17 protein-coding genes and 1 pseudogene are annotated in these 19,303 nt (G+C 60.0%); 6 read left to right on the top strand and 12 right to left on the bottom strand.

The features are described from left to right. Positions 1–56: 56 nt before the first annotated feature. Entirely contained in the window at positions 57–1,055 is a 999-nt protein-coding gene (locus tag KBY02_RS12810; RefSeq protein WP_225650538.1) for an alpha/beta fold hydrolase, read from the bottom strand. 247 nt (positions 1,056–1,302) lie between these two features. On the opposite strand from KBY02_RS12810, the gene KBY02_RS12805 reads away from it, so the two are divergent. Next, the gene (locus tag KBY02_RS12805) at positions 1,303–2,232 is read left to right on the top strand and encodes a LysR family transcriptional regulator (protein WP_024642828.1); all 930 of its coding nucleotides are present in this window, start codon (positions 1,303–1,305) and stop codon (positions 2,230–2,232) included. Here KBY02_RS12805 and pstB read toward each other — a convergent pair whose 3' ends face one another. The 4 genes from pstB to pstS all read right to left on the bottom strand — a co-directional run bounded on the left by pstB (position 2,233) and on the right by pstS (position 5,989). Continuing rightward, positions 2,233–3,012 (bottom strand): phosphate ABC transporter ATP-binding protein PstB, encoded by a 780-nt coding sequence (gene pstB / locus KBY02_RS12800; RefSeq protein ID WP_002553918.1) that lies wholly within the window; start codon positions 3,010–3,012, stop codon positions 2,233–2,235. Next, complete coding sequence (pstA, locus tag KBY02_RS12795) at positions 3,012–3,896, bottom strand: phosphate ABC transporter permease PstA (RefSeq protein WP_003407464.1); 885 nt, start codon at positions 3,894–3,896, stop codon at positions 3,012–3,014. Before pstA ends, pstB begins: the two co-directional genes overlap by 1 nt. Next, positions 3,893–4,888, bottom strand: coding sequence for a phosphate ABC transporter permease subunit PstC (pstC, locus tag KBY02_RS12790; RefSeq protein ID WP_003371940.1), 996 nt, complete (start codon positions 4,886–4,888; stop codon positions 3,893–3,895). The genes pstA and pstC overlap by 4 nt, the downstream gene beginning before the upstream one ends. An 81-nt stretch (positions 4,889–4,969) precedes the next feature. Next, on the bottom strand, positions 4,970–5,989 hold the full coding sequence (pstS, locus tag KBY02_RS12785) for a phosphate ABC transporter substrate-binding protein PstS (protein ID WP_003407468.1): 1,020 nt from the start codon (positions 5,987–5,989) through the stop codon (positions 4,970–4,972). A 518-nt stretch (positions 5,990–6,507) separates the two neighbouring features. Between pstS and KBY02_RS12780 the strand changes: the two genes are divergently transcribed. Both KBY02_RS12780 and KBY02_RS12775 read left to right on the top strand, forming a co-directional pair. Beyond that, positions 6,508–6,792, top strand: coding sequence for a hypothetical protein (locus tag KBY02_RS12780; protein WP_003407470.1), 285 nt, complete (start codon positions 6,508–6,510; stop codon positions 6,790–6,792). Between the two features lie 93 nt (positions 6,793–6,885). Next, positions 6,886–7,188 (top strand): hypothetical protein, encoded by a 303-nt coding sequence (locus KBY02_RS12775; protein WP_011268223.1) that lies wholly within the window; start codon positions 6,886–6,888, stop codon positions 7,186–7,188. On the opposite strand, the gene KBY02_RS12770 is transcribed toward KBY02_RS12775, so the two are convergent. Further along, the gene (locus KBY02_RS12770) at positions 7,164–8,867 is read right to left on the bottom strand and encodes a VRR-NUC domain-containing protein (protein WP_225650537.1); all 1,704 of its coding nucleotides are present in this window, start codon (positions 8,865–8,867) and stop codon (positions 7,164–7,166) included. The two genes, KBY02_RS12775 and KBY02_RS12770, sit on opposite strands and share 25 nt — an antisense overlap. A 168-nt stretch (positions 8,868–9,035) precedes the next feature. Here KBY02_RS12770 and KBY02_RS12765 point away from each other — a divergent pair, with 168 nt between their 5' ends. Continuing rightward, positions 9,036–9,554, top strand: coding sequence for a nucleoside 2-deoxyribosyltransferase (locus tag KBY02_RS12765; RefSeq protein WP_024642829.1), 519 nt, complete (start codon positions 9,036–9,038; stop codon positions 9,552–9,554). A 10-nt stretch (positions 9,555–9,564) separates the two neighbouring features. On the opposite strand, the gene KBY02_RS12760 is transcribed toward KBY02_RS12765, so the two are convergent. After that, positions 9,565–10,467: a LysR family transcriptional regulator gene (locus KBY02_RS12760; RefSeq protein WP_024642830.1), complete on the bottom strand. Its 903-nt coding sequence runs from the start codon at positions 10,465–10,467 to the stop codon at positions 9,565–9,567. Positions 10,468–10,573: 106 nt separating this feature from the next. Here KBY02_RS12760 and KBY02_RS12755 point away from each other — a divergent pair, with 106 nt between their 5' ends. Continuing rightward, on the top strand, positions 10,574–11,662 hold the full coding sequence (locus KBY02_RS12755; RefSeq protein ID WP_024639633.1) for an AbrB family transcriptional regulator: 1,089 nt from the start codon (positions 10,574–10,576) through the stop codon (positions 11,660–11,662). 33 nt (positions 11,663–11,695) lie between these two features. Here the strand turns inward: KBY02_RS12755 and KBY02_RS12750 are convergent, their stop codons facing one another. From KBY02_RS12750 to KBY02_RS12735, 5 genes and pseudogenes are all read right to left on the bottom strand, one after another. Then, positions 11,696–12,940, bottom strand: a complete 1,245-nt coding sequence (locus KBY02_RS12750) for an AGE family epimerase/isomerase (protein ID WP_024659534.1) — start codon at positions 12,938–12,940, stop codon at positions 11,696–11,698. Positions 12,941–13,065: 125 nt separating this feature from the next. After that, the gene (locus tag KBY02_RS26555; RefSeq protein ID WP_370661157.1) at positions 13,066–13,905 is read right to left on the bottom strand and encodes a methyl-accepting chemotaxis protein; all 840 of its coding nucleotides are present in this window, start codon (positions 13,903–13,905) and stop codon (positions 13,066–13,068) included. A 15-nt stretch (positions 13,906–13,920) separates the two neighbouring features. Beyond that, a pseudogene (locus tag KBY02_RS26550) lies at positions 13,921–14,691 on the bottom strand (MCP four helix bundle domain-containing protein); the annotation flags it as partial. A 172-nt stretch (positions 14,692–14,863) separates the two neighbouring features. Beyond that, complete coding sequence (locus tag KBY02_RS12740) at positions 14,864–16,003, bottom strand: glycerate kinase (protein ID WP_104684373.1); 1,140 nt, start codon at positions 16,001–16,003, stop codon at positions 14,864–14,866. 111 nt (positions 16,004–16,114) lie between these two features. Further along, complete coding sequence (locus tag KBY02_RS12735) at positions 16,115–17,206, bottom strand: sugar diacid recognition domain-containing protein (protein WP_032657195.1); 1,092 nt, start codon at positions 17,204–17,206, stop codon at positions 16,115–16,117. A gap of 230 nt (positions 17,207–17,436) precedes the next feature. Here KBY02_RS12735 and KBY02_RS12730 point away from each other — a divergent pair, with 230 nt between their 5' ends. Then, a complete protein-coding gene (locus tag KBY02_RS12730) occupies positions 17,437–18,528 on the top strand; it encodes an alpha/beta hydrolase (RefSeq protein WP_024651521.1) in 1,092 nt (363 codons plus the stop codon). The last annotated feature ends 775 nt before the right edge of the window (positions 18,529–19,303 follow it).

Below are 19,303 nucleotides of genomic sequence, written 5' to 3'. Positions count from 1 at the left end.
GTCGCAGACAACCTGGTCGCTATCGGACCAGGTTGCCGCGTGGCGTGACGTGCAGCTTATTGAAGTTCGGAGACCAGTGCCTTGTTGAAGCCTTGCGGGTCTTCCATCTGCGGGGCATGGCCCTTGCCCTTGAATTCCACCAGCCTGGCGCCCGGGATCATCTGCGCCACCTGCTTGCCCAGTACCTTGTAATTGCCGATCTTCGCCTTGACCTCAGGCGGGGCGATGTCACTGCCGATGGCAGTGGTATCGGCATCACCAATCATCAGCACCGTCGGCACCTGCAACCTGGGGAACTCGTAGAACACCGGCTGGGTGAAAATCATGTCGTAGATCAACGCCGAGTTCCAGGCCACGACCTTGTGACCCGGCCCTTTGTTCAGACCGGCCAGCATGTCGACCCACTTGTCATACTCAGGCTTCCAGCGGCCGTCGTAGTAAGTCTTCTGCTCGTAGGCGCGAATGCCTTCGGCGGTGGTCTTCAGCTCTCGCTCATACCACTGGTCGACGCTGCGGTAAGGCACGCCGAGTGCTTTCCAGTCTTCCAGACCGATCGGGTTGACCATCACCAGCTTCTCGGTCTGCTTCGGGTACATCAACGCATAACGCGTGGCCAGCATGCCGCCCGTGGAGTGACCGACCACCGACACCTTGTCGAGGCCCAGTCTTTCCAGCAGCGCGTGGGTGTTCATCGACAACTGCTGGAAGCTGTACTGGTAGTGCTCCGGCTTGGTCGAGGTGCAGAAGCCGATCTGATCCGCTGCGACGACGCGATAGCCCGCGGCACTCAGTCCCTTGATGGTGTCTTCCCAGGTCGCAGCGCAAAAATTCTTGCCATGCATCAGCACCGCCGTGCGGCCGTTGGCTTTGCCACTGGGCGCGACGTCCATATAACCCATTTCCAGCGTCTGGCCCTGGGACTGGAAACTGAATTTGTGCAGCGCATGGGGGTACGTGAAACCTTCCAGTTGCTGGCCATAACCGGGCGTCTCAGCCAGTGCTGCGCCTGACAGCGTCAACGACATCAACATGCCGGCAATCTTTGCAGCCCGCATAAGGGGCACCTCCTGTAAATAGAGTCGAATTCTCGAACCGCTGAACTGCACGCGGCGGACCTGCAAGTAGACCCTGTTTCCCACAACAGATTCGCCCTTTTCCTGCCAACAGAACCGTAAGCAGACGTTTCTTCACGCTGATTTCCGACGATGGCAAAATGCTGGACGCCTCCTGCCGTGCCTGCCTAGACTGGGCCGTCCGTTACAGGCCGTCGTGGCCATCCGGGTCTGACGCCAAGGAACAGCAATGAATCGAAATGAACTGCGCAAGGCCGACATCAACCTGATGGTGGTATTCGAAACATTGATGCAGGAGCGTAACGTCACCCGCGCAGCCGAAAAACTTTTTCTCGGCCAACCCACGATAAGCGCCGCCCTGAATCGCCTGCGCAGTCTGCTCAACGACCCGCTGTTCATCCGCGTCGGCCATCGTATGGAACCCACCGCACGCGCTCACGAGATTCTCAAGCACCTGACGCCCGCGCTGGACGCCATGTCCACGGCGCTCAGCCTGACCACCGACTTCGATCCGTCAGTCAGCAAAATGACCTTTCGCATCGGCCTGACCGATGACGTCGAGTTCGGCCTGCTGCCGGCGATGCTCAAGGCCATCCGCGAAGAGGCGCCCGGCGTGGTGATCGTGGTCAAGCATGTCGACTACCTGAATATCTCCGAGGTGCTGATGTCCGGCGACATCACCGTCGGCGTCTGCCTGACCCGTGAACTGCCGGCCAACGCCAAGCGCAAGACCCTGCGTAACGTACAGCCAAGGCTGGTGCGCGCCGACAAGCCTGCCGGTCCCATGAGCCTGGACGAATACTGCTCGCGCCCACACGTTGTGGTCTCGCACGTCGCGAGTGTCAGCAGTTTCGCCGATGAGTGGCTGACCGCGCTGGGACGCAAGCGTCAGGTGGTGTTGTCGGTGCCGCAGTTCGCCACCCTGCCCGCCCTGATGGCCGGCACCGATATGATTTCGGGGCTGTCCGACTACGCGGCAAAGGCCATGAGCGCACTGGGTCTGCTGTATGACGAGCCACTGCCCTTCCCCACGCCGGGGCTGGACCTGTCGATGACGTGGCTGAGTGTGATGGACAGCGACCCTGCCGAGCGTTGGCTGCGCAGCAGGATCGAGGCGTTCATGGGCGAGCGCCAGGAAGCGTCCGCCCTGGCCGGATGATCAGCCGAAACGACCGGTGATGTAATCTTCGGTCTGGGTCTTGGAGGGCTTGGTGAAGATGGTGTCGGTGTCGCCGTGCTCGATCAGTTCACCCATGAACATGAAGGCAGTGTAGTCGGAGCAACGCGCCGCCTGCTGCATGTTGTGAGTCACGATGATCACGGTGAACTGCTCTTTTAGTTCGGTGATCAGCTGTTCGATACGTCCTGTGGAAATCGGGTCAAGTGCCGACGTCGGCTCGTCGAGCAGCAGGACCTGAGGACGCAGCGCGATGGTACGGGCGATGCACAGACGCTGCTGCTGACCACCGGACAGACCGGTCGCGCTCTGCTTGAGCTTGTCCTTGACCTCGTCCCACAAGGCCGCGCCACGCAGGGCCTGCTCGACGCGATCTTCCATTTCCCGACGCGACAGTTTTTCGTGGTGCTTGATGGCGTAGGAAATGTTGTCGTAGATCGACATCGGGAACGGCACCGGCTTCTGAAACACCATGCCCACATGACTGCGCAGGCGGTTCATCGAATAGCCTGGCGCCAGGATGTTTTCGCCATTGAGCAGCACTTCACCGCGCGCTTCCTGCTTCGGGTACATCGCGTAGATGCGGTTGAAGACGCGCAGCAGGGTCGATTTACCGCAACCCGACGGGCCGATGATCGCAGTGATGCGCTTCTCGGGGATGGTCATGTCGATGGACTTCAACGACTTCTGGTTGTTGTAGAAAAACTCCAGACCGCGTACTTGGATCTTGGTTTTTTCGTTGGCCAGGGAAAGGTTGTTCATCAGGACGCCCTATTGCGCAGAAGAATTAAGCGAGACAGCAGACTCAGTATCAGTACGAACAACGTCATGACCAGCGCACCGGCCCATGCCAGGGAGTGCCAGTCATCGAACGGGCTCATGGCGTACTGGAAAACCACCACCGGAACACTGGCGATGGGTTTGAGCAGATCGCTGCTCCAGAACTGATTGCCGAAAGCGGTGAACAGCAGCGGCGCGGTTTCGCCGGTGATGCGTGCCAATGCGAGCAATACGCCGGTTACCACACCGGCCTTGGCTGCGCGCAGGACGATTTGCAGGGTCAGCTTCCATTGCGGCACACCCAGCGCCAGCGCAGCTTCACGCATGGTCGAGGGTTGCAATTGCATCATTTCGTCAGTGGTACGCACCACCACCGGGATCACCAGCAATGCCAGCGCCAGCGCGCCGGCAATCGCCGAAAAGCCCACCTGATGGCCTGTCACCGCGTTGAGTGGCAGTACCACGACGGTGTAGACGAACAGGCCGAGCACGATGGAAGGTGCCGAGAGCAGGATGTCGTTGATGAAGCGCACCGTGTTGCCCAGTTTGGTGTAGCGGGCGAACTCGGCCAGCCAGATGCCGGCCATCAGGCCGATCGGCGTACCGATCAGCAGGCCGATGCCGGACATCAGCACGCTGCCGTAGAACGCGTTGGCCAGACCACCCTCGGTGCCCGGCGGCGGAGTCATGCCGGTGAACAGTTGCAGGTTGAGCGCGTCGATACCCTTGATGATGGTGGTCAGCAGAATCCACACCAGCCACAGCAGGCCGAAGGCGGTGGCGCCACAGCTGAGTACCATCGCAATCTTGTTCTTGATACTGCGAACCCGATACAGGTGCTCGCTGCCGGTCACATCCTTACTCATAACCCCTCCTTACGCGAAAGGCGCGACAGCATCAGGCGTGCAAGGGCCAGCACGATGAAGGTGACGACAAACAACAGGAAGCCAAGGGCAATCAGTGCCGAACGGTGCAAGTCGGTATAGGCCTCGTTGAACTCGTTGGCAATCACCGAAGCGATCGAACTGCTCGGCATCATCAGCGAAGCCGAGAACTGATGCGCGTTGCCCAGTACGAAGGTTACCGCCATGGTTTCGCCGAGCGCGCGTCCCAACCCCAGGAACACACCACCGACCACGGCCGAACGGGTGTAAGGCAGCACGATGTCCCAGACCACTTCCCAGGTCGTACCGCCCAGTGCATAGGCCGACTCCTTGAGGGCCACGGGCACGGTACGGAAGACTTCCTGCATCACCGAGGTAATGAACGGGGTGATCATGATCGCCAGCACGATGCCGGCGGTCAGCATGCCGATACCCAGCGGCGGCCCTTGGAACATCGGACCGATCAGCGGCAGTGCGCCAAGGTTTTCGGTGATCCACGGCGACAGGTGTTCAGCCATGAACGGGCCGAAGACAAACAGCCCCCACATGCCGTAGATGATCGAAGGGATACCGGCCAACAGCTCGATGGCCGAGGCGATCGGCATGCGCAACCACGGTGGTGCCACTTCGGTGAGAAAGATTGCAATGCCGAAACTCACCGGTACGGCGATCAGCAAAGCCAGAAAAGAGGTAACCAGGGTGCCGTAGATCGGAACCAGCGCGCCGAACTTGCCGGCGTTCACATCCCACTCGGTGCTGGTCAGAAAGCCAAACCCGAAAGTCTGGAATGCCAGACTGCCGCCCCACAGGGTCGACAAGGCAATACAACCCAGCAAAGCAAGCACCAGCATCGCTGCAGCCTGCAATGAACGCTTGAACCACAGGTCATGACGATGATCCCGTTTGGCGCGCTTCTCGCCCTCGGACTCACCAGCGGAGACGTTAGCGGACAGGTATTGGGTGTTTTCAGTCATGTTGAGGCCACTCGCAAGGAAAAGCCCCTGTCACCGAGCCGATATCGCGGCTGATGACAGGGGTGGTACGGGTTGAATCACTTACTTGGTGAATTCCGTTTTCCAGTAGCTTTCCACGCGATCAACCAGCGATTTAGGCAATGCTACGTATTCCAGTTTCTCGGCCTGCTTCTGGCCGTTTTCCAGGGACCACTTGAAGAAGTCGAAAGCCGCGGTGCTTTTCTCTTCGTTCTTGGCTTTCTTGTACATGATGATCCAGGTGGTCGCGGTGATCGGCCATGCAGCCTCACCCGGCGCGTTGGTCATGATCAGGTTGAAGTCTTTGGCGCTCGCCCAGTCGGCGGTGTCAGCAGCTGCTGCGAAAGCCTTGGCGTCTGGTTTGATAAATTTGCCAGCCGCGTTTTTCAGCTGAGTGTAGGACAGCTTGTTGGTGGTCGCGTAGGAGTACTCGACGTAGCCGATCGAACCCTTGATCTGCTTCACGTAGGCCGAAACACCTTCGTTACCCTTGCCGCCCACGCCTGCTGGCCACTGTACGGTCGAACCGAACTTCAGCTTCTCGTTCCACTCGGGGCTGACTTTGCTCAGGTAGTTGGTGAAGTTGTACGTGGTGCCCGAACCGTCCGAACGGTGAACGACGGTGATGGCGGTATCAGGCAGTTTGACGCCCGAGTTCAGCGCAGTGATTGCAGGGTCGTTCCACTTCTTGATCTCGCCCATGAAGATCTTGGCGATGGTTGGACCGTCCAGCTTCAGCTCGCCACTTTCGACGCCTTCGACATTGACGATCGGCACGATACCGCCGATCACGCTCGGAAACTGACCCAGACCGCCGGCCTGCAGGTCTTCTGCGGACATCGGAGCATCGGATGCACCGAAGTCAACGGTCGCAGCCTTGATCTGGGCAATACCACCACCCGAACCGATGGACTGATAGTTGATACGGTTATCCTTGCTCTTGCTGTAGTCCTGGGACCACGCCGAAATAACCGGGTAGACGAAACTCGAACCAGCGCCTGTTACATCAGTCGCGTGAGCCACACCGCTAAGGCACAGCGATGCGATCAGAAGCGACAAGCGTTTTTTAGTCAGCAGAATCACGGTAATACCTCAGTCCAGGAGATTGTGTGGTGGTCCACTTAAGGAGGCCCGAGGCGGATTTAAAACCTCAAATGTTGCTGTTTAATGACAATCCAACGAATCGTGTCCGGAGGGGAACTTTTTTGTAAGTGATTTCCTACGTCACTGGCGATGAAAACCCCTTTAAAAGCCAATGTTTACGGGCTATTCACGCTACATCAAGCCAAATAGCGTTCTGCCACCACCCATCGGATAGCGAAATGCCATTGGCGTTATAAAAATGTAAGAAAGTGTGATTTTAAGAATCGTTGTAAATGACCGAGCGGTCACGTTATAGCTAAATCAACTTAAAACTCCGCTGTTGACGGTGTTCAGGGGTGCATGAATGACCGAAAAAAGCGCGCGATCACTCTCAAGGTGGATAGCAACGGCGTAAGGCTTGATGCATGGAAGATATCTACCGTTCGTCGGGTTCGACGGCACCTATGGCCACTGGCCAATGACCAACGTGAGTACTTTAAAACAACGGAGTAAGCCCCATGATCAAGACCAAACTGACTGCCCTGACTCTTGCTGGCCTGATGGCTGTAGCTTCAGGCGCCGCCTTCGCCGAGTCGACTACTACCCCTGAAACCCCGATCAACAAGAATGCGACCAAACTGCCGGGCACCAATACCCAGCCGATGGACCGCACCTCGTCCGAGACCCCAGGTGTGCAGACTGAAAGCAAGGAAGCGGCAGCCGAGCGTTCGATGAAGCACGACAAGACGACACACGGCACGCACGACAAGAGCACCCCCACTGAAAAGACCAAGACTCAGTAATCAGGCGTCTTACGCGGGCAGGACCATGCCCTGCCCGCGGGTCCACCTTTCTAGCGGCACCGTTTCAGTCCCTGTACTTATGGAGGTTGCATCATGATCAGGAATAGATTGGGGGCCATAAGCCTCGCAGCATTTTTGGCCCTCTCGGGCACCAGCGCATTTGCAGGGTCGACCGGCCCGACCAACCCGGCAGGCGACAGCCCTAAGGTCCCAGGCACCGGTACGGAAAAGAACGTCGATGGAACCAGCCCCGGCGCACCAGGCACAAGCCCCGGCACCAAAGGCATGGATCCCTTGCCCGGAAAGAACGGCAGTGCAGATGACAAGCCTCATGACTCGAAACACCCGCATGATGCAGATCACCAGGACAGTCAGGACGGGCACAAGGCCCCTTGATGGTCTGACAGGTCGCTACTGACACAAGCACTGTCGTCAGTTGCCCATTGCACGTAACACACCTCCACCGGCATGCCATGCTCGGCACAGAAGTCCAGCCAGCGCAGTTGGTTGTCCTGGAGGCGATCACCCGGCCCCTTGACCTCGATCATTCGATAACGACGCTGTTGCGGAAAGAACTGGATCAGGTCGGGCATCCCTGTCCGGTTGGCTTTTATGTCCTGCAACAGGCGACGAAACCAGCGAAGCAAGTGCGCTGCCGGCAGGCAATAGAGCGCCTGCTCCAGAAGCTCCGGCGTCAGCGCTCCCCAGAATACGAAGGGTGATTGCAGGCCGTATTTGCTTTCAAAATGCTCACGAATGGTCGCCAGGTATTCATCCGACTCCAGTTGCACCAGACAGGCATCGAATAACGCAGCCCTGCGCTGATAGAAGTCAGGGCTGTACAGGTCACTCGGCGCACTGTGAAACGGATGAAAGAATGCACCCGGCAACGGCGCAAAAATGGCTCGCCAGCACAGCAGCCCGAACAGTGAATTGATCAGCGCATTCTCGACGTAATGCACTTCCCCGCCCTGCTCGGCTTCGAGGTGCAGGCGTATCAGACGCTCGACACTCATCCCCGACACCGGCGTGACCTGCACGTCCAGCCGTGCAATGGCCCGCACCGTGCGCTTGCGCGCCGCCGCCAGGCCGAGCTTGCGTTGCAGGCGTGGCAAGACGCGTGACAGGTGCTGGACCTCCGCATCACTTTCCGGTGCAAGACGGGCCTGCTCCGCCAGCGTCAGCGCCGCTGCATACTCGGCATTGCGCTCCAGCACGCGGATTTGCCTTGAACGCGCGCCGGGGTAGCTCGACTGACGATACACCGCCATCGCCAGAGGCCAGTCCTGGATGCGCTCGGCCTGTTGCCCGATACGGAACAGCAGTTTGCCACGACGCATCAGCAACCACGGATTGCCGCACTCGATGGCAATGACACGCTCGGCCAGCGCATGCAGCTCCAGGCAGGTTTCCAGTGCTTCCCGGCAGGCATGCAATTGCAGGCACACATCAATGTCGGCACGCTGGTTGATGCCGCGCGCCTCCAGCGAGAACTCGACCTTTTCGTAGCGGTAGATACCCAGGTCAGCCAGCACGAATTCAGACCATTCCTGGTACAGATTGCCGAAGTACAGCAAGCGCAGGCGATCACACAGCGGCATGATCTTCAGGCCGAACACAGCGTCGGACAACGTCGGGTACCATTGTTCAAGGGACTGCGGCGACGGGTACATCGGCTGCAGGCGCTCGAACCATTCCTGCTTGCGCTCAGGGCCCTTGACCGCGTGGTCTTTGAAGCAGTGGCTCAACTCATCCCGACGCAGCAGCTGGAACAGCTCGCTCAAGCCCAGTGGCGGAGCGCTGTCGACCCACTCCCGCGCCAGTAGCGGCAGCACGGCGTCATGAGGATCGCCAATCTCGACATAACCGAGTTTGCTGGCCCGAAACAACACACCCTTGCGCATCACCATGCGCACCAGCAAACCCTGGGCGGGCATCGGCAATTCGGCAAACTCGCTGATGAAGCGGCGCTCGGTTGCATCGAGCAGGTCATCGTAGCGCCGGGCAATCCAGCCAAGGACCTGACGGAAGTTTTCCAGGTAATAAAACGGATTGTCGAGGGGCGAAGTATTCAAGGCCAGCGTTCACATACAAATGAGCAGACTGAACAAGGATACTGGTTATCCGTACAGATTCCAGCGCAAACGCCTGCTGAACGTGTTTCGGCCGATCAATGGCATGTATCGCGGGCTGACGGCCGGCTTTAGAATCGGCGGGATAATATCTGCAGCCGAGAGACGAATATGCACGCGCCACTGGTTTATCTCGCAGGCTTCGACGTGTTCAGGACCGACGCCGTGGAACATGGACGCTATCTCAAGGCATTGTGCGCGGCACACGGGCTTGAGGGGTTGTATCCGTTTGACAATGAGGTCACGCAGGGACGGACCGCGCACGAAACCGCGCAGCAGATTTACTCGATGAATGTCGCAATGATCCACCGCTGCTCAGCGATGCTGGTCAACCTGAACGTGTTCCGCGGCCTGGAACCGGATTCGGGCACGGCCTTCGAAGTCGGTATGGCGGTCGCACTGAATAAGCCGGTGTGGGCTTACTTTGAACCGGTAGCGTCGCTGCGCGAACTGGTTCCCCACGACGACAGAGGTCTAGACGCCAATGGTTTTATGGTTGAGGACTTCGACTTGCCGCGCAACTTGATGCTGGCCTGCAGTTGGGCGGGTACCAGCTCGACCGTGGAACTGGGCGCAGAGGCGCTGGCAAGGTACCTGAGTGGCTTTCAGGCTCTGCCGGGGAGCGGCTGAACGCAGGCTGTCACCCCCAACCCAGAAAGTCCCCGCCGTTGTCGCGCAGCATCTGCAACATGCCTTCTGCCGCAGGAGACAGATAACCGCCCTTGCGCAACGTCACACCGATGGTGCGTTTGAGGGTGGTCTGCTCGAGCGGCACCTCACGCAGGTGCTGCATGGTCTTGCCGAACTCCAGCGACTCGCGGGCAATGAAGCTCAACAGGTTGCTGCGGGCAATCAGCCCCGGCAGCAGCGAGATCGAATTCGCTTCGATCTGCACCGTCGGCAGCGGCAGGCCGTGAGCGGCGAAGGTCGCGTCGAGCCATTTGCGCGATGAAACACTCACCGGCGGCAGTACCCAGCGATACGCGCACAGGTCACTCATCTTCAACGACGGCTGGAAAATCGGATGATTCTTGCTGGCGACCACCACAGCTTCGTCCTGCAGTATGGCGAAGCTGGTGACGTCTTCGCTGTCGGGCGCCAGCGCGCAAATGATCATGTCCAGCTGACCGGAGCGCAACGATTCGCGCAGCAGGTCATCCTGACCTATCACCAGCTTCAAGGTGACGTCGGGGGTACGCTGCAACAAGGCCGAAGTCAGTTTCGGCATCAGGTATTCCGCCATCGTCGCAGCGCAGCCGACCCGTATGTTGCCCACCATGCCACTGGCGAAATCCCGAATCTCGCGCTGGGTCTGGGCGATGCTTTGCTGCAATTCCTTGCCACGCGCCTGGAGCAGCTCGCCCACGGGCGTCAACTTGATGCGTCGGCCGTCACGCTGAAACAGTCGCGTGCCGAATGATTCCTCAAGGCGCTGAATGCTTTTGGTCAGCGCTGGCTGGCTGCGATTGAGCTTCTCCGCAGCGCGTCCGAGATGACCCAGTTCGGCAATGGTTTCGAAATAGGTGAGATCGCGCAGGTCCATATCTATCAACCAAAGTTATCAATTCATGATTATTAGAAAATAGACTTGATGAGTTGCGAAGTCGATACTGTGCGTATGTGATTTACCCCAATCAAGGAGAACGTCCTTGTCAAACGCTTCACGCTTTTCGCTTTCCTCCCTTTCCCCGCTGACTCAATGGGCGGGTCTGATCCTGATGGCCGGCATTGCCGGGCAACTGCTCAAACTGTTCGATATGCCTGCTGCGATGTTCCTCGGGCCCATGCTGGTCGCCATCGGCTTTGGTGTTTCAGGCGCCAGCATCCGTATGCCCAAGCGGGCCTTTCAACTCGGTCAGGGCACGGTCGGCGTGCTGATCGCGCATGCCATGTCGGTCAGCGTGCTGCTCACCGCCCTTCATTCATGGCACGTCATGCTCCTGGCGACGATCCTCACGGTGGTGCTGAGCGCGGCGGTTGGACTGGTGCTGGTGCGCTTTGCCGGTATCCCTAGCAACACCGCAGCCTGGGGTACTTCACCGGGCGCGGCTTCGGCAATGGTCGCGATGTCCGAGGATTACGGTGCCGACTCGCGCATCGTCGCCACCATGCAATATGTACGCGTTGTCTGCGTGGTGACTATCGGCGCGCTGGTCAGCCATTTCATCGGCATACCGGATTCAGCTGCGGCCCTGCACAGCAGTGCAGCGGCATTGCCCAGCCTGAACGTTGTCGACCTGGCGCTGAGCCTGGCAGTCATTGTCGCTGGCGTGGCAGTCGGTTCGCGTCTTCCCGCAGGTGCCTTGCTGGTGCCACTGATGCTGGGCGGCGCGCTGCAACTGAGCGGGGTAATGCAGATCACCGTCCCGGCGTGGTTGCTGCCCATCGCTTACGGTGCCATAGGCTGCTACGTCGGGCTGCGTTTCGACCGGCCGACGGTGCAGTACGTCTGGAGACGGCTGCCGATGATGATTCTGGCCTCATTGCTGTTGATCGTGCTCTGCGCCGTGTCGGCCTGGCTGATTGCCGTGATGATGGGCAAGGATTATCTCTCGGTGTACCTGGCGACCAGCCCGGGCGGCCTGGACACCATGGCCATTATTGCCATCGATACGCACGCCGACGTCGGTTTCGTGTTGGCCATGCAGACCCTGCGCCTGTTCGGCGTGATCCTGACCGGCAGCTTCCTGGCCCGGCAGATCATTCGCCTGACCGACAAACGCATCCCTGCGCTTTGACCCCGGATTTCAGGCCCAACTGACGCTAGCCGTTCATTCCAGCCCCGCCAGTGCGCTGGCCAGGCTTGGCGCCAAGGGCAACACCGGCAATAACGTGGCCTGATAGGCGTGGTAAAGGTCCGGCTTGCCGGGCCATATGTCTGCGCTGGGCTCGTTGCGTTCGTTCAGTTCATGGCGCCAGCTGCCATGCTCGTGATCGATGAACAGGGTCTCGTTGAACTCCCAGAAACAGCGATACCAGTCTTCATACTGCTGCTCGCCGGTACGTTGCAGCAATGCGGCGGCAGCGGCGGCCGCTTCGCAATGAGTCCAGTGCAGGCGGTGACGGACTACTGGCTCGTTCTGCCAGTCGAGGGTGTAGACAATACCCGGCGCACCGTCGACATCCCAACCGTATCTGCAGGCATTGGCAAACAGTTGGCGGGCATCGTCCAGCAACCATTCGGGGTTGGCGCGTCCAGCCTGACGGCGCGCAGCCTCCAGATGCAACACCAGCCGCGCCCATTCAAAAGCATGCCCCGGCGTAGTGCCGAAGGGCCGGAAACCGTCAGCCGGGTTTTCCCAGTTGTAATCGGCAAGCGGCTGCCAGTCCTGGGTGAAATGCTCGATGACCTGAAAGTTGTTGGCACCGGCATGCTCATGGATAACCCGCTCGACAATGCTCAGCGCCCGGTCGAGCCACTGCGCGTCACCCGTCACATCGGCGAGTGCAAGGAAGGCTTCGGTGCTATGCATGTTGCTGTTGGCGCCGCGATACGACTCTTCACTGCTCCAGTCCCGCGCGAATGACTCACGCATGGCGCCTTCCTGCTCGCTCCAGAAATGCGTCTGGATCACCTGGATGGCGTCTGACAGCAATGCCTGCGCACCAGGCCGCCCCGCCACCACGGCAGAGCTGGCCGCCAGTGCGACGAACGCATGCAGATAAGCCTGTTTGTCGATCTTGCCGCCGTCTTCGAGCGCGGCACTGAACCAGCCGCCGTGCTCGGCATCGTGCAACGGTCCACGCAGTGCGGCGATACCGTGATCGACCAGCGCAGCACAGCCGGGAATGCCCTGCGCATGCGCCATGGCAAAACAGTGGGTCATGCGCGCCGTGTTCATGGTTCCTGCGGTGGCACCAACCATCAGCCGACCGTAGTCATCAAGACTGCCAAAGCCGTTGTCCAGCCTGGAAGCCTTGGCGAAGGTCAACAGACGATTGCCTTCCAGTGCCAGCCACTGGTGATGGGCTGGCGAGCGCAGCCAACTGCTGAAGGTTTGATTATTGTTATTCATGAAGCGATGCCGCCCCCTTCGATAAGGTTGTGCCCAGACTGTACCGGAGGTCATTTCGACCGAGGGCATAATGCGCGTCCGGTCGATCGTCGGCAAGCGGACACAACCTGTATCAATGTAGGGTTTTACACCTTGAAGCGTGAGACCACCTGATTCAGATCGGCCGCCAGACGCGACAATTCATGGCTCGACGCACTGATCTGGTTGGCACCCTGAGTCGACTGCATGGACAGATCGCGAATGTTGACGATGTTGCGGTCGACTTCACGCGAGACCTGCGCCTGCTCTTCCGCCGCGCTGGCAATCACCAGATTGCGCTCGGAGATCTGATTGATCGACGAGGTGATTTCGCTCAAGGACTCGCCCGCGCCCTTGGCCAGTGCCAATGTCGAGTCGGCCCGAGCGCGGCTGGTGTTCATCGAGTCGAGCGCCTGCGCTGAACCGCTGCGCATGGCGCTGACCATCGAATCGATTTCCAGCGTCGACTGCTGGGTGCGATGCGCCAATGCGCGGACTTCGTCCGCCACCACCGCGAAACCACGGCCCGACTCGCCTGCACGTGCCGCTTCGATGGCGGCGTTGAGTGCCAACAGGTTGGTCTGCTCGGCAATCGAGCGGATCACGTCCAGCACTTTGCCGATGTCCTGCGACTGATTGGCAAGGTTTTGCACCAGCGTCGAGGTGGCCTGCACGTTGTCGGTCAGCGTCTGGATCGACTGCACCGTCTCGATCACCCGCGTCTGGCCCGCCAATGCCGAGGTACTGGACTGGTTGGAGGCGTCCGACGTGGATACGGCGTTACGCGCAACTTCCTCGACTGCCGAGGTCATTTCGTTGATCGCTGTGGCGGCCTGGTCGATCTCCGCATTCTGCTGGTTCAGCCCGCGGTAGCTGTCTTCGGTGACCGAGTTGAGTTCGGTGGCGGCCGATGCCAGTTGAGTGGCCGAACTGCCGATGTGGCGCATGGCTTCACGCAGATTGACCTGCATCATCGCCAGGGCACGCAACAGTCGGGTGACTTCGTCTTCGCCATCGACTTCGATGGTATGGGTCAGGTCGCCGTTGGCAACCTGCTCGGCGGCGGTTACTGCACGTTGCAGCGGGCCGACGATGCTGCGGGTCAGCCAGAGTGCCAGGCCGATGGTGCACAGCGCGGCAATGACCACAAAGATAATGACGATGTCGCGCGACTTGTCGTACTGGGCCCCGGCCGACTTGCCTTCCGCATCGACCTGAGTGAGATAGAAGTCGGCCAGGTCACCGAGTTGCTTGCCGGAACCGTCGACGATCTGCTTCATGTCGACCAGCAGCAGCTTGTTCAGCCCGACGCTGTCGCCCTGGCTGGCCAGTGCAAAGGAACGGTCCAGCGCACTGCGGTATTGGCCCACGGTCACCATGAACTGGTCGGTCAGCGACTTCTCTTCCGGGGTGTCGACAAAGGTCTTGAGGACAGACAGCTTCTTGTCCAGATCGCCCAGACGCACATCCATCTGACCACGGTAGGTCGGAATACTCGCAGGATCGGTGTCCAGTGCCATGCGCAAGGAAATGGTCCGAATGCGCAGCATGATTTCGCGGATATCGTTGACCACTCGCATGCTGGGCAGCCAGTTGGTCTCCACCGCCACTTCACTCTGCCGGATGGTCGACATCTGCGCCAGCGCAAACCACCCCAGCAATGCCACCAGCAGGGAAATAAGGGTAAAACCCAGACCGGCACGACGAGCGATAGTGAGTTTGCGTAGATTCATGACCACGGCTCTTTATATTTTTTGAGGGCAGTGCCCGACACGAAGTTGTCAGACAACCGACAGCGTATCGCCCTGATCAAATAATTCTTTAGGACGCCCAGTGATCATTTGCAGGGTTACTTAAAATAACGGCCAATCGCTCGTCCGGTGCCCGCTGATCACAGCGCAGTCATCAACCGCCCGAAGCCATTTGCCAGAGCCGCGCCACGTCGCGCGCACGCTCGTGCAGCAGGCGGCGGGTCTCGCGGCAGGCCTGCTCGAGGCTCATTGGGCCGCTGACCAGAGCAAAGGCTGCGCCGATGCCGTGCGCATACATCTGCTCATAGCCGTCGCCAAGGGTTCCCGCCAGCACAATCACCGGCACTTGCCGACGCTGGGCGACTCGCGCAACACCAAGCGGTGTCTTGCCACGCAGGGTTTGCGCGTCGAAACGGCCTTCGCCGGTGATGACCAGATCGGCACCGATCAGCGCCTGTTCCAGCCCGGTCAGTTCGGCCACCACTTCCACGCCGGCACGAAACGAGGCCTTCAGGTAGGCCTTGGCGGCAAAGCCCATGCCCCCCGCTGCACCGCTGCCAGGGCTGTCGCGCAAGTCCTGGCCGAGAACCTGAGCCGTTTGGTCGGCAAAACAGCCGAGTGCGGCGTCCAGCGCCACGACCTGCTCGGGCGATGCGCCTTTTTGCGGGCCGAAGATAGATGAGGCGCCATTCGGCCCGCAGAGGGGGTTATCGACGTCGGCGGCGATCTCGACGCGCACGTCAGACAAGCGTGGATCGAAACCGCTCAGGTCGATACGCGCCAGGTTCGCAAGCGCAAGCCCGCCCGGCGCCAGCGGTTGATCGTCGGCATCCAGAAAGCGTGCACCCAAGGCTGAAAGCATGCCGCTGCCGCCGTCATTGGTTGCGCTGCCGCCGATGGCCAGGATCACCCGACGGGCTCCCGCATCCAGTGCCGCCGAGATCAACTGGCCGGTGCCTTCCGTGCTGGTCACGCAGGCGTCGCGTTGTGCCAGGGTCAGCAGTTGCAGACCGCTGGCCATGGCCATTTCGATGATTGCGGTCCTGCTGTCCGCCAGCCAGCCCCACTGGGCATTGACCGGGGCGCCCAGCGGGCCGCTGACGCTGGCGCTCATCAGCTCGCCATTGCAGGCAGCCAGCAGCGCCTCGATGGTGCCCTCCCCGCCGTCTGCCATCGGGAATTTGATCAGCTCGGCGTGCGGCCAGACTTCGGCCAGACCACTGGCGATCGCGTCGGCAACTGCCTGGGCGCTGAGGCTGTCCTTGAACGAGTCGGGGGCGATGACTATTTTCATTGTTGTTCTCCAGATCCGGTGCTCGAATGCTCTCATTCAAGACCTTGCTTGCCGCCTGCCGCTCGCACAATGATCCGTCGCCATTATCGGGCGTTTGAACAAAACCCGGCTTCAGGTCTGACGAGTGATCATCTGCGCGCCCAAGTACAGTTGCAGCAGGTCGTCGGTCTTGTAAGGGTCGCAGCCCGTCAACTCACCAATCTTCTCCAGCCGGTAGCGCAGGCTGTTGCGATGGATACCCAGCGCTTCGGCGCAGGCCTGACTTTCGCCGCTGTACTCGAACCATTTGCACAAGGTGTCGAGCAGTTGCGCATGCGCGTGCAGACGCTCCATTGGCTCGGCGACGTGTTCGGCCAGCCAGTCATGCCGGTAACGCCAGAACAGCACTGGCAGCCGATAGGCTTCAAGACGCAGCAGGCGCTGCGCCGGCCTTGCCTGACGGGCGTAGTCGAGCAGATCCCGCGCTGCCGCGCAGGCCTGGCGCAGGGTGGGCAGGTCCGCCGATTGCGCCACGGTGGCCATACGCAGCACTGACCAGTGGTGTTCATCGAACTGCTTGAGCAGCAGCGCATCGTCACGCTCCTTGCCCGTCGCGCGGCACCAGTACAGCAAGGTCGGCTCACGCAGCACGCACCAGCTGTCGGCATAGCGCGTGCCAAGCCATTTGGCAACCTGGCTGGCAGCCAGCCCCTCCTCGGCAAACTGCAGCAGTACCACCTGGCGCGCCATGTGCGGCTGCAAACCCAACTGTCGTGCTTCATCCACCAGGCTATCGGGACAATCCGGCAACAGCAGGCGAGCCAGCAGGTCTTCGCTGCGTTGCGCCCGCCACTGAAGGTCAGCCTGCTGACGACGCTGTTCCATGAGCATCTCGGCAGTCATCTTGACCAATTCGCCATACACCCGCACCTCGTCCGGCTCGCCGGTGATGCCGAGCACGCCAACCAGTTGATGGTCGAGCATCAGCGGTAGATTGACGCCCGGCTTGACACCCCCGAGCTGCGACGCTGCCAGAGAATCGATTTCCACCACCTGCCGGTTGGCCAGCACTCGCTGCGCACCCTCATGACGGGTACACAAGCGCTCGGCATCACCGCTGCCGATGATGATGCCCAGGTAGTCCATGACATTGACGTTGTAAGGCAGGATGGTCATGGCCCGGTCGACGATGTCCTGGGCCAGCGCTCGGTCAAGGGCGAACATGAACGACTCCTGACGCGTGGCGAGGCTTGCAATGGTTGGGCATATGGATACATTTTGTTGAAGTTATAGAACGCCCGAGTGTGCCTGAAAGTAGTCACGGGCGCGACGTACATGGCAGAGTGCCCGCGTCGACCTTTTGAACCCTCGAATATGTGTGCACAGGCGCCCCTTTGATCAAATTCCGACTCGCCAGCCTGCTGTCGCTGCTGACCCTGCAAGCCTGCACGTCAATGGCAGAAAGCGAAGAGCCGAAACAGCGCTTTGAAGACTACCGTCAGCAGACCCTCGAGCTGATCCGCAACCAGCGCAACTTCCAGACCGCCGACCACCAGGCCGAGCTGGACTGGAACGCGCCGCGCCAGTGGACCCCGAGCGGGACACCCAAGGGCGGCGTGCTGCTGGTGCATGGCCTGGGGGATTCGGCGTGGTCGTTTCATGACGTGGCACAGACGCTCGCTGCTCAGGGCTATCTGGTCCGAACCGTGCTGTTGCCGGGGCACGGCACCAAGCCCGAAGACATGCTCGACGTGCGCCTCGAACAGTGGCAGCAAGTGGTACGCGAACAGGCGCAACTGCTCGCTCGTGAAGTGCCGAAGGTCTATCTGGGCGGCTTTTCCACCGGCGCCAATCTGGTCCTCGATTACGCCTATGGGCACGACGAAATCTCCGGGCTGCTCTTGTTCTCGCCGGCATTTCGCTCCAACAGCGGCTATGCCTGGCTGACTCCGTGGATCGGCTGGGCACGACCCTGGCTTGCCGCGCCGAATCAAGGCCTGCGCCCAATGCAGACGCCGGTTCGCTACATGAACATGCCCACCAATGGTTTTGCCCAGTTCTATCGCAGCAGCGCGCTGGCCCAGGACCGCCTGCATCAGCGGCGCTATGCAAAGCCGGTGTTCATCGCCATCGCCGAGCACGACTCGGTACTCGACACTGATTACGTGCTGGATAATTTCAGCCAGCGCTTCAGCAGCCCCGCCAGTCGCCTGATCTGGTACGGCGACCTTCCCGCCCGGGCTGCCGATACGCCGCGCGTCGAGGTGCGCAAGGACTACCTGCCGGAATACCGCATCAGCCGCTTCTCACACATGGGCCTGCTTTTTTCAGCGGACAATCCGCTTTACGGCGTATCCGGCAGCCAGCGTATCTGCTGGAACGGCCAGAGCACGGCGGACACCGCCAGGTGCATGGCCGGCGAGCCGGTGTGGTATTCGGACTGGGGCTATACCGAGCCAGGCAAGATCCATGCGCGACTGACTTTCAACCCGTATTTCGAGTGGCAGAGCCACGTGATGCTCGGCGTGCTGAACGCAACACCGTAGTACGCAACCGCCTCCCTTGTATCGTCGATACCGTGGGGCCAGGCTTTTGCAGGAGCGAACTTGTTCGCGAAGGCGGTGTTTTGAACGCCAAATCTTCTGCGGCTGTGCGGGCCCTTTCGCGAACAAGTTCGCTCCTACATTTCTGCCGTACGCTCAAGCATGGGATGCTTTTGTAGGAGCGAACTTGTTCGCGAAGGCGGTGTTTGAACACCAAATCTTCTGCGGCTATACGGCCCCTTTCGCGAACAAGTTCGCTCCTACATTTCTGCCGTACGCTCAAGCATGGGGGCTTTTGTAGGAGCGAACTTGTTCGCGAAGGCAGTGTTTGAACACCAAATCTTCTGCGGCTATACGGCCCCTTTCGCGAACAAGTTCGCTCCTACATTTCTGCCGTACGCTCAAGCATGGGGGCTTTTGTAGGAGCGAACTTGTTCGCGAAGGCGGTGTTTTGAACGCCGAATCTTCTGCGGCTATACGGCCCCTTTCGCGAACAAGCGAAGCGTCGCCCGGTTCGCTCCTACATTTTTGCCGTACGCTCAAGCATGGGGGCTTTTGTAGGAGCGAACTTGTTCGCGAAGGGGTGGTGTTGAACACCAAATTTTCTGCGGCTGTACGACCCATTTCGCGAACAAGTTCGCTCCTACATTTCTGCCGTACGCTCAAGCATGGGGGCTTTTGTAGGAGCGAACTTGTTCGCGAAGGCGGTGTTTTGAACACCAAATCTTTTGCGGCTGTACGGCCCCTTTCGCGAACAAGTTCGCTCCTACATTTTTGC

This window comes from Pseudomonas sp. P129, from assembly GCF_020312195.1.
Lineage (GTDB): Bacteria > Pseudomonadota > Gammaproteobacteria > Pseudomonadales > Pseudomonadaceae > Aquipseudomonas > Aquipseudomonas fragariae.
This window is presented reverse-complemented; position numbering and strand designations above follow the sequence as displayed.

What these genes read in the sequence shown, in the direction of transcription:
- KBY02_RS12735 (WP_032657195.1), bottom strand. Translation starts at nt 17,206, where the DNA reads ATGTTCGCCCTTGACCGAGCGCTGGCCCAGGACATCGTCGACCGGGCC.
- KBY02_RS12775 (WP_011268223.1), top strand. Translation starts at nt 6,886, where the DNA reads ATGATCAGGAATAGATTGGGGGCCATAAGCCTCGCAGCATTTTTGGCC.
- KBY02_RS12730 (WP_024651521.1), top strand. Translation starts at nt 17,437, where the DNA reads ATGGCAGAAAGCGAAGAGCCGAAACAGCGCTTTGAAGACTACCGTCAG.
- KBY02_RS12740 (WP_104684373.1), bottom strand. Translation starts at nt 16,003, where the DNA reads ATGAAAATAGTCATCGCCCCCGACTCGTTCAAGGACAGCCTCAGCGCC.
- pstC (WP_003371940.1), bottom strand. Translation starts at nt 4,888, where the DNA reads ATGACTGAAAACACCCAATACCTGTCCGCTAACGTCTCCGCTGGTGAG.
- KBY02_RS12760 (WP_024642830.1), bottom strand. Translation starts at nt 10,467, where the DNA reads ATGGACCTGCGCGATCTCACCTATTTCGAAACCATTGCCGAACTGGGT.
- pstA (WP_003407464.1), bottom strand. Translation starts at nt 3,896, where the DNA reads ATGAGTAAGGATGTGACCGGCAGCGAGCACCTGTATCGGGTTCGCAGT.
- KBY02_RS12750 (WP_024659534.1), bottom strand. Translation starts at nt 12,940, where the DNA reads ATGAATAACAATAATCAAACCTTCAGCAGTTGGCTGCGCTCGCCAGCC.
- KBY02_RS12765 (WP_024642829.1), top strand. Translation starts at nt 9,036, where the DNA reads ATGCACGCGCCACTGGTTTATCTCGCAGGCTTCGACGTGTTCAGGACC.
- KBY02_RS12780 (WP_003407470.1), top strand. Translation starts at nt 6,508, where the DNA reads ATGATCAAGACCAAACTGACTGCCCTGACTCTTGCTGGCCTGATGGCT.
- pstB (WP_002553918.1), bottom strand. Translation starts at nt 3,012, where the DNA reads ATGAACAACCTTTCCCTGGCCAACGAAAAAACCAAGATCCAAGTACGC.
- KBY02_RS12805 (WP_024642828.1), top strand. Translation starts at nt 1,303, where the DNA reads ATGAATCGAAATGAACTGCGCAAGGCCGACATCAACCTGATGGTGGTA.
- KBY02_RS26555 (WP_370661157.1), bottom strand. Translation starts at nt 13,905, where the DNA reads ATGCGCCACATCGGCAGTTCGGCCACTCAACTGGCATCGGCCGCCACC.
- KBY02_RS12810 (WP_225650538.1), bottom strand. Translation starts at nt 1,055, where the DNA reads ATGCGGGCTGCAAAGATTGCCGGCATGTTGATGTCGTTGACGCTGTCA.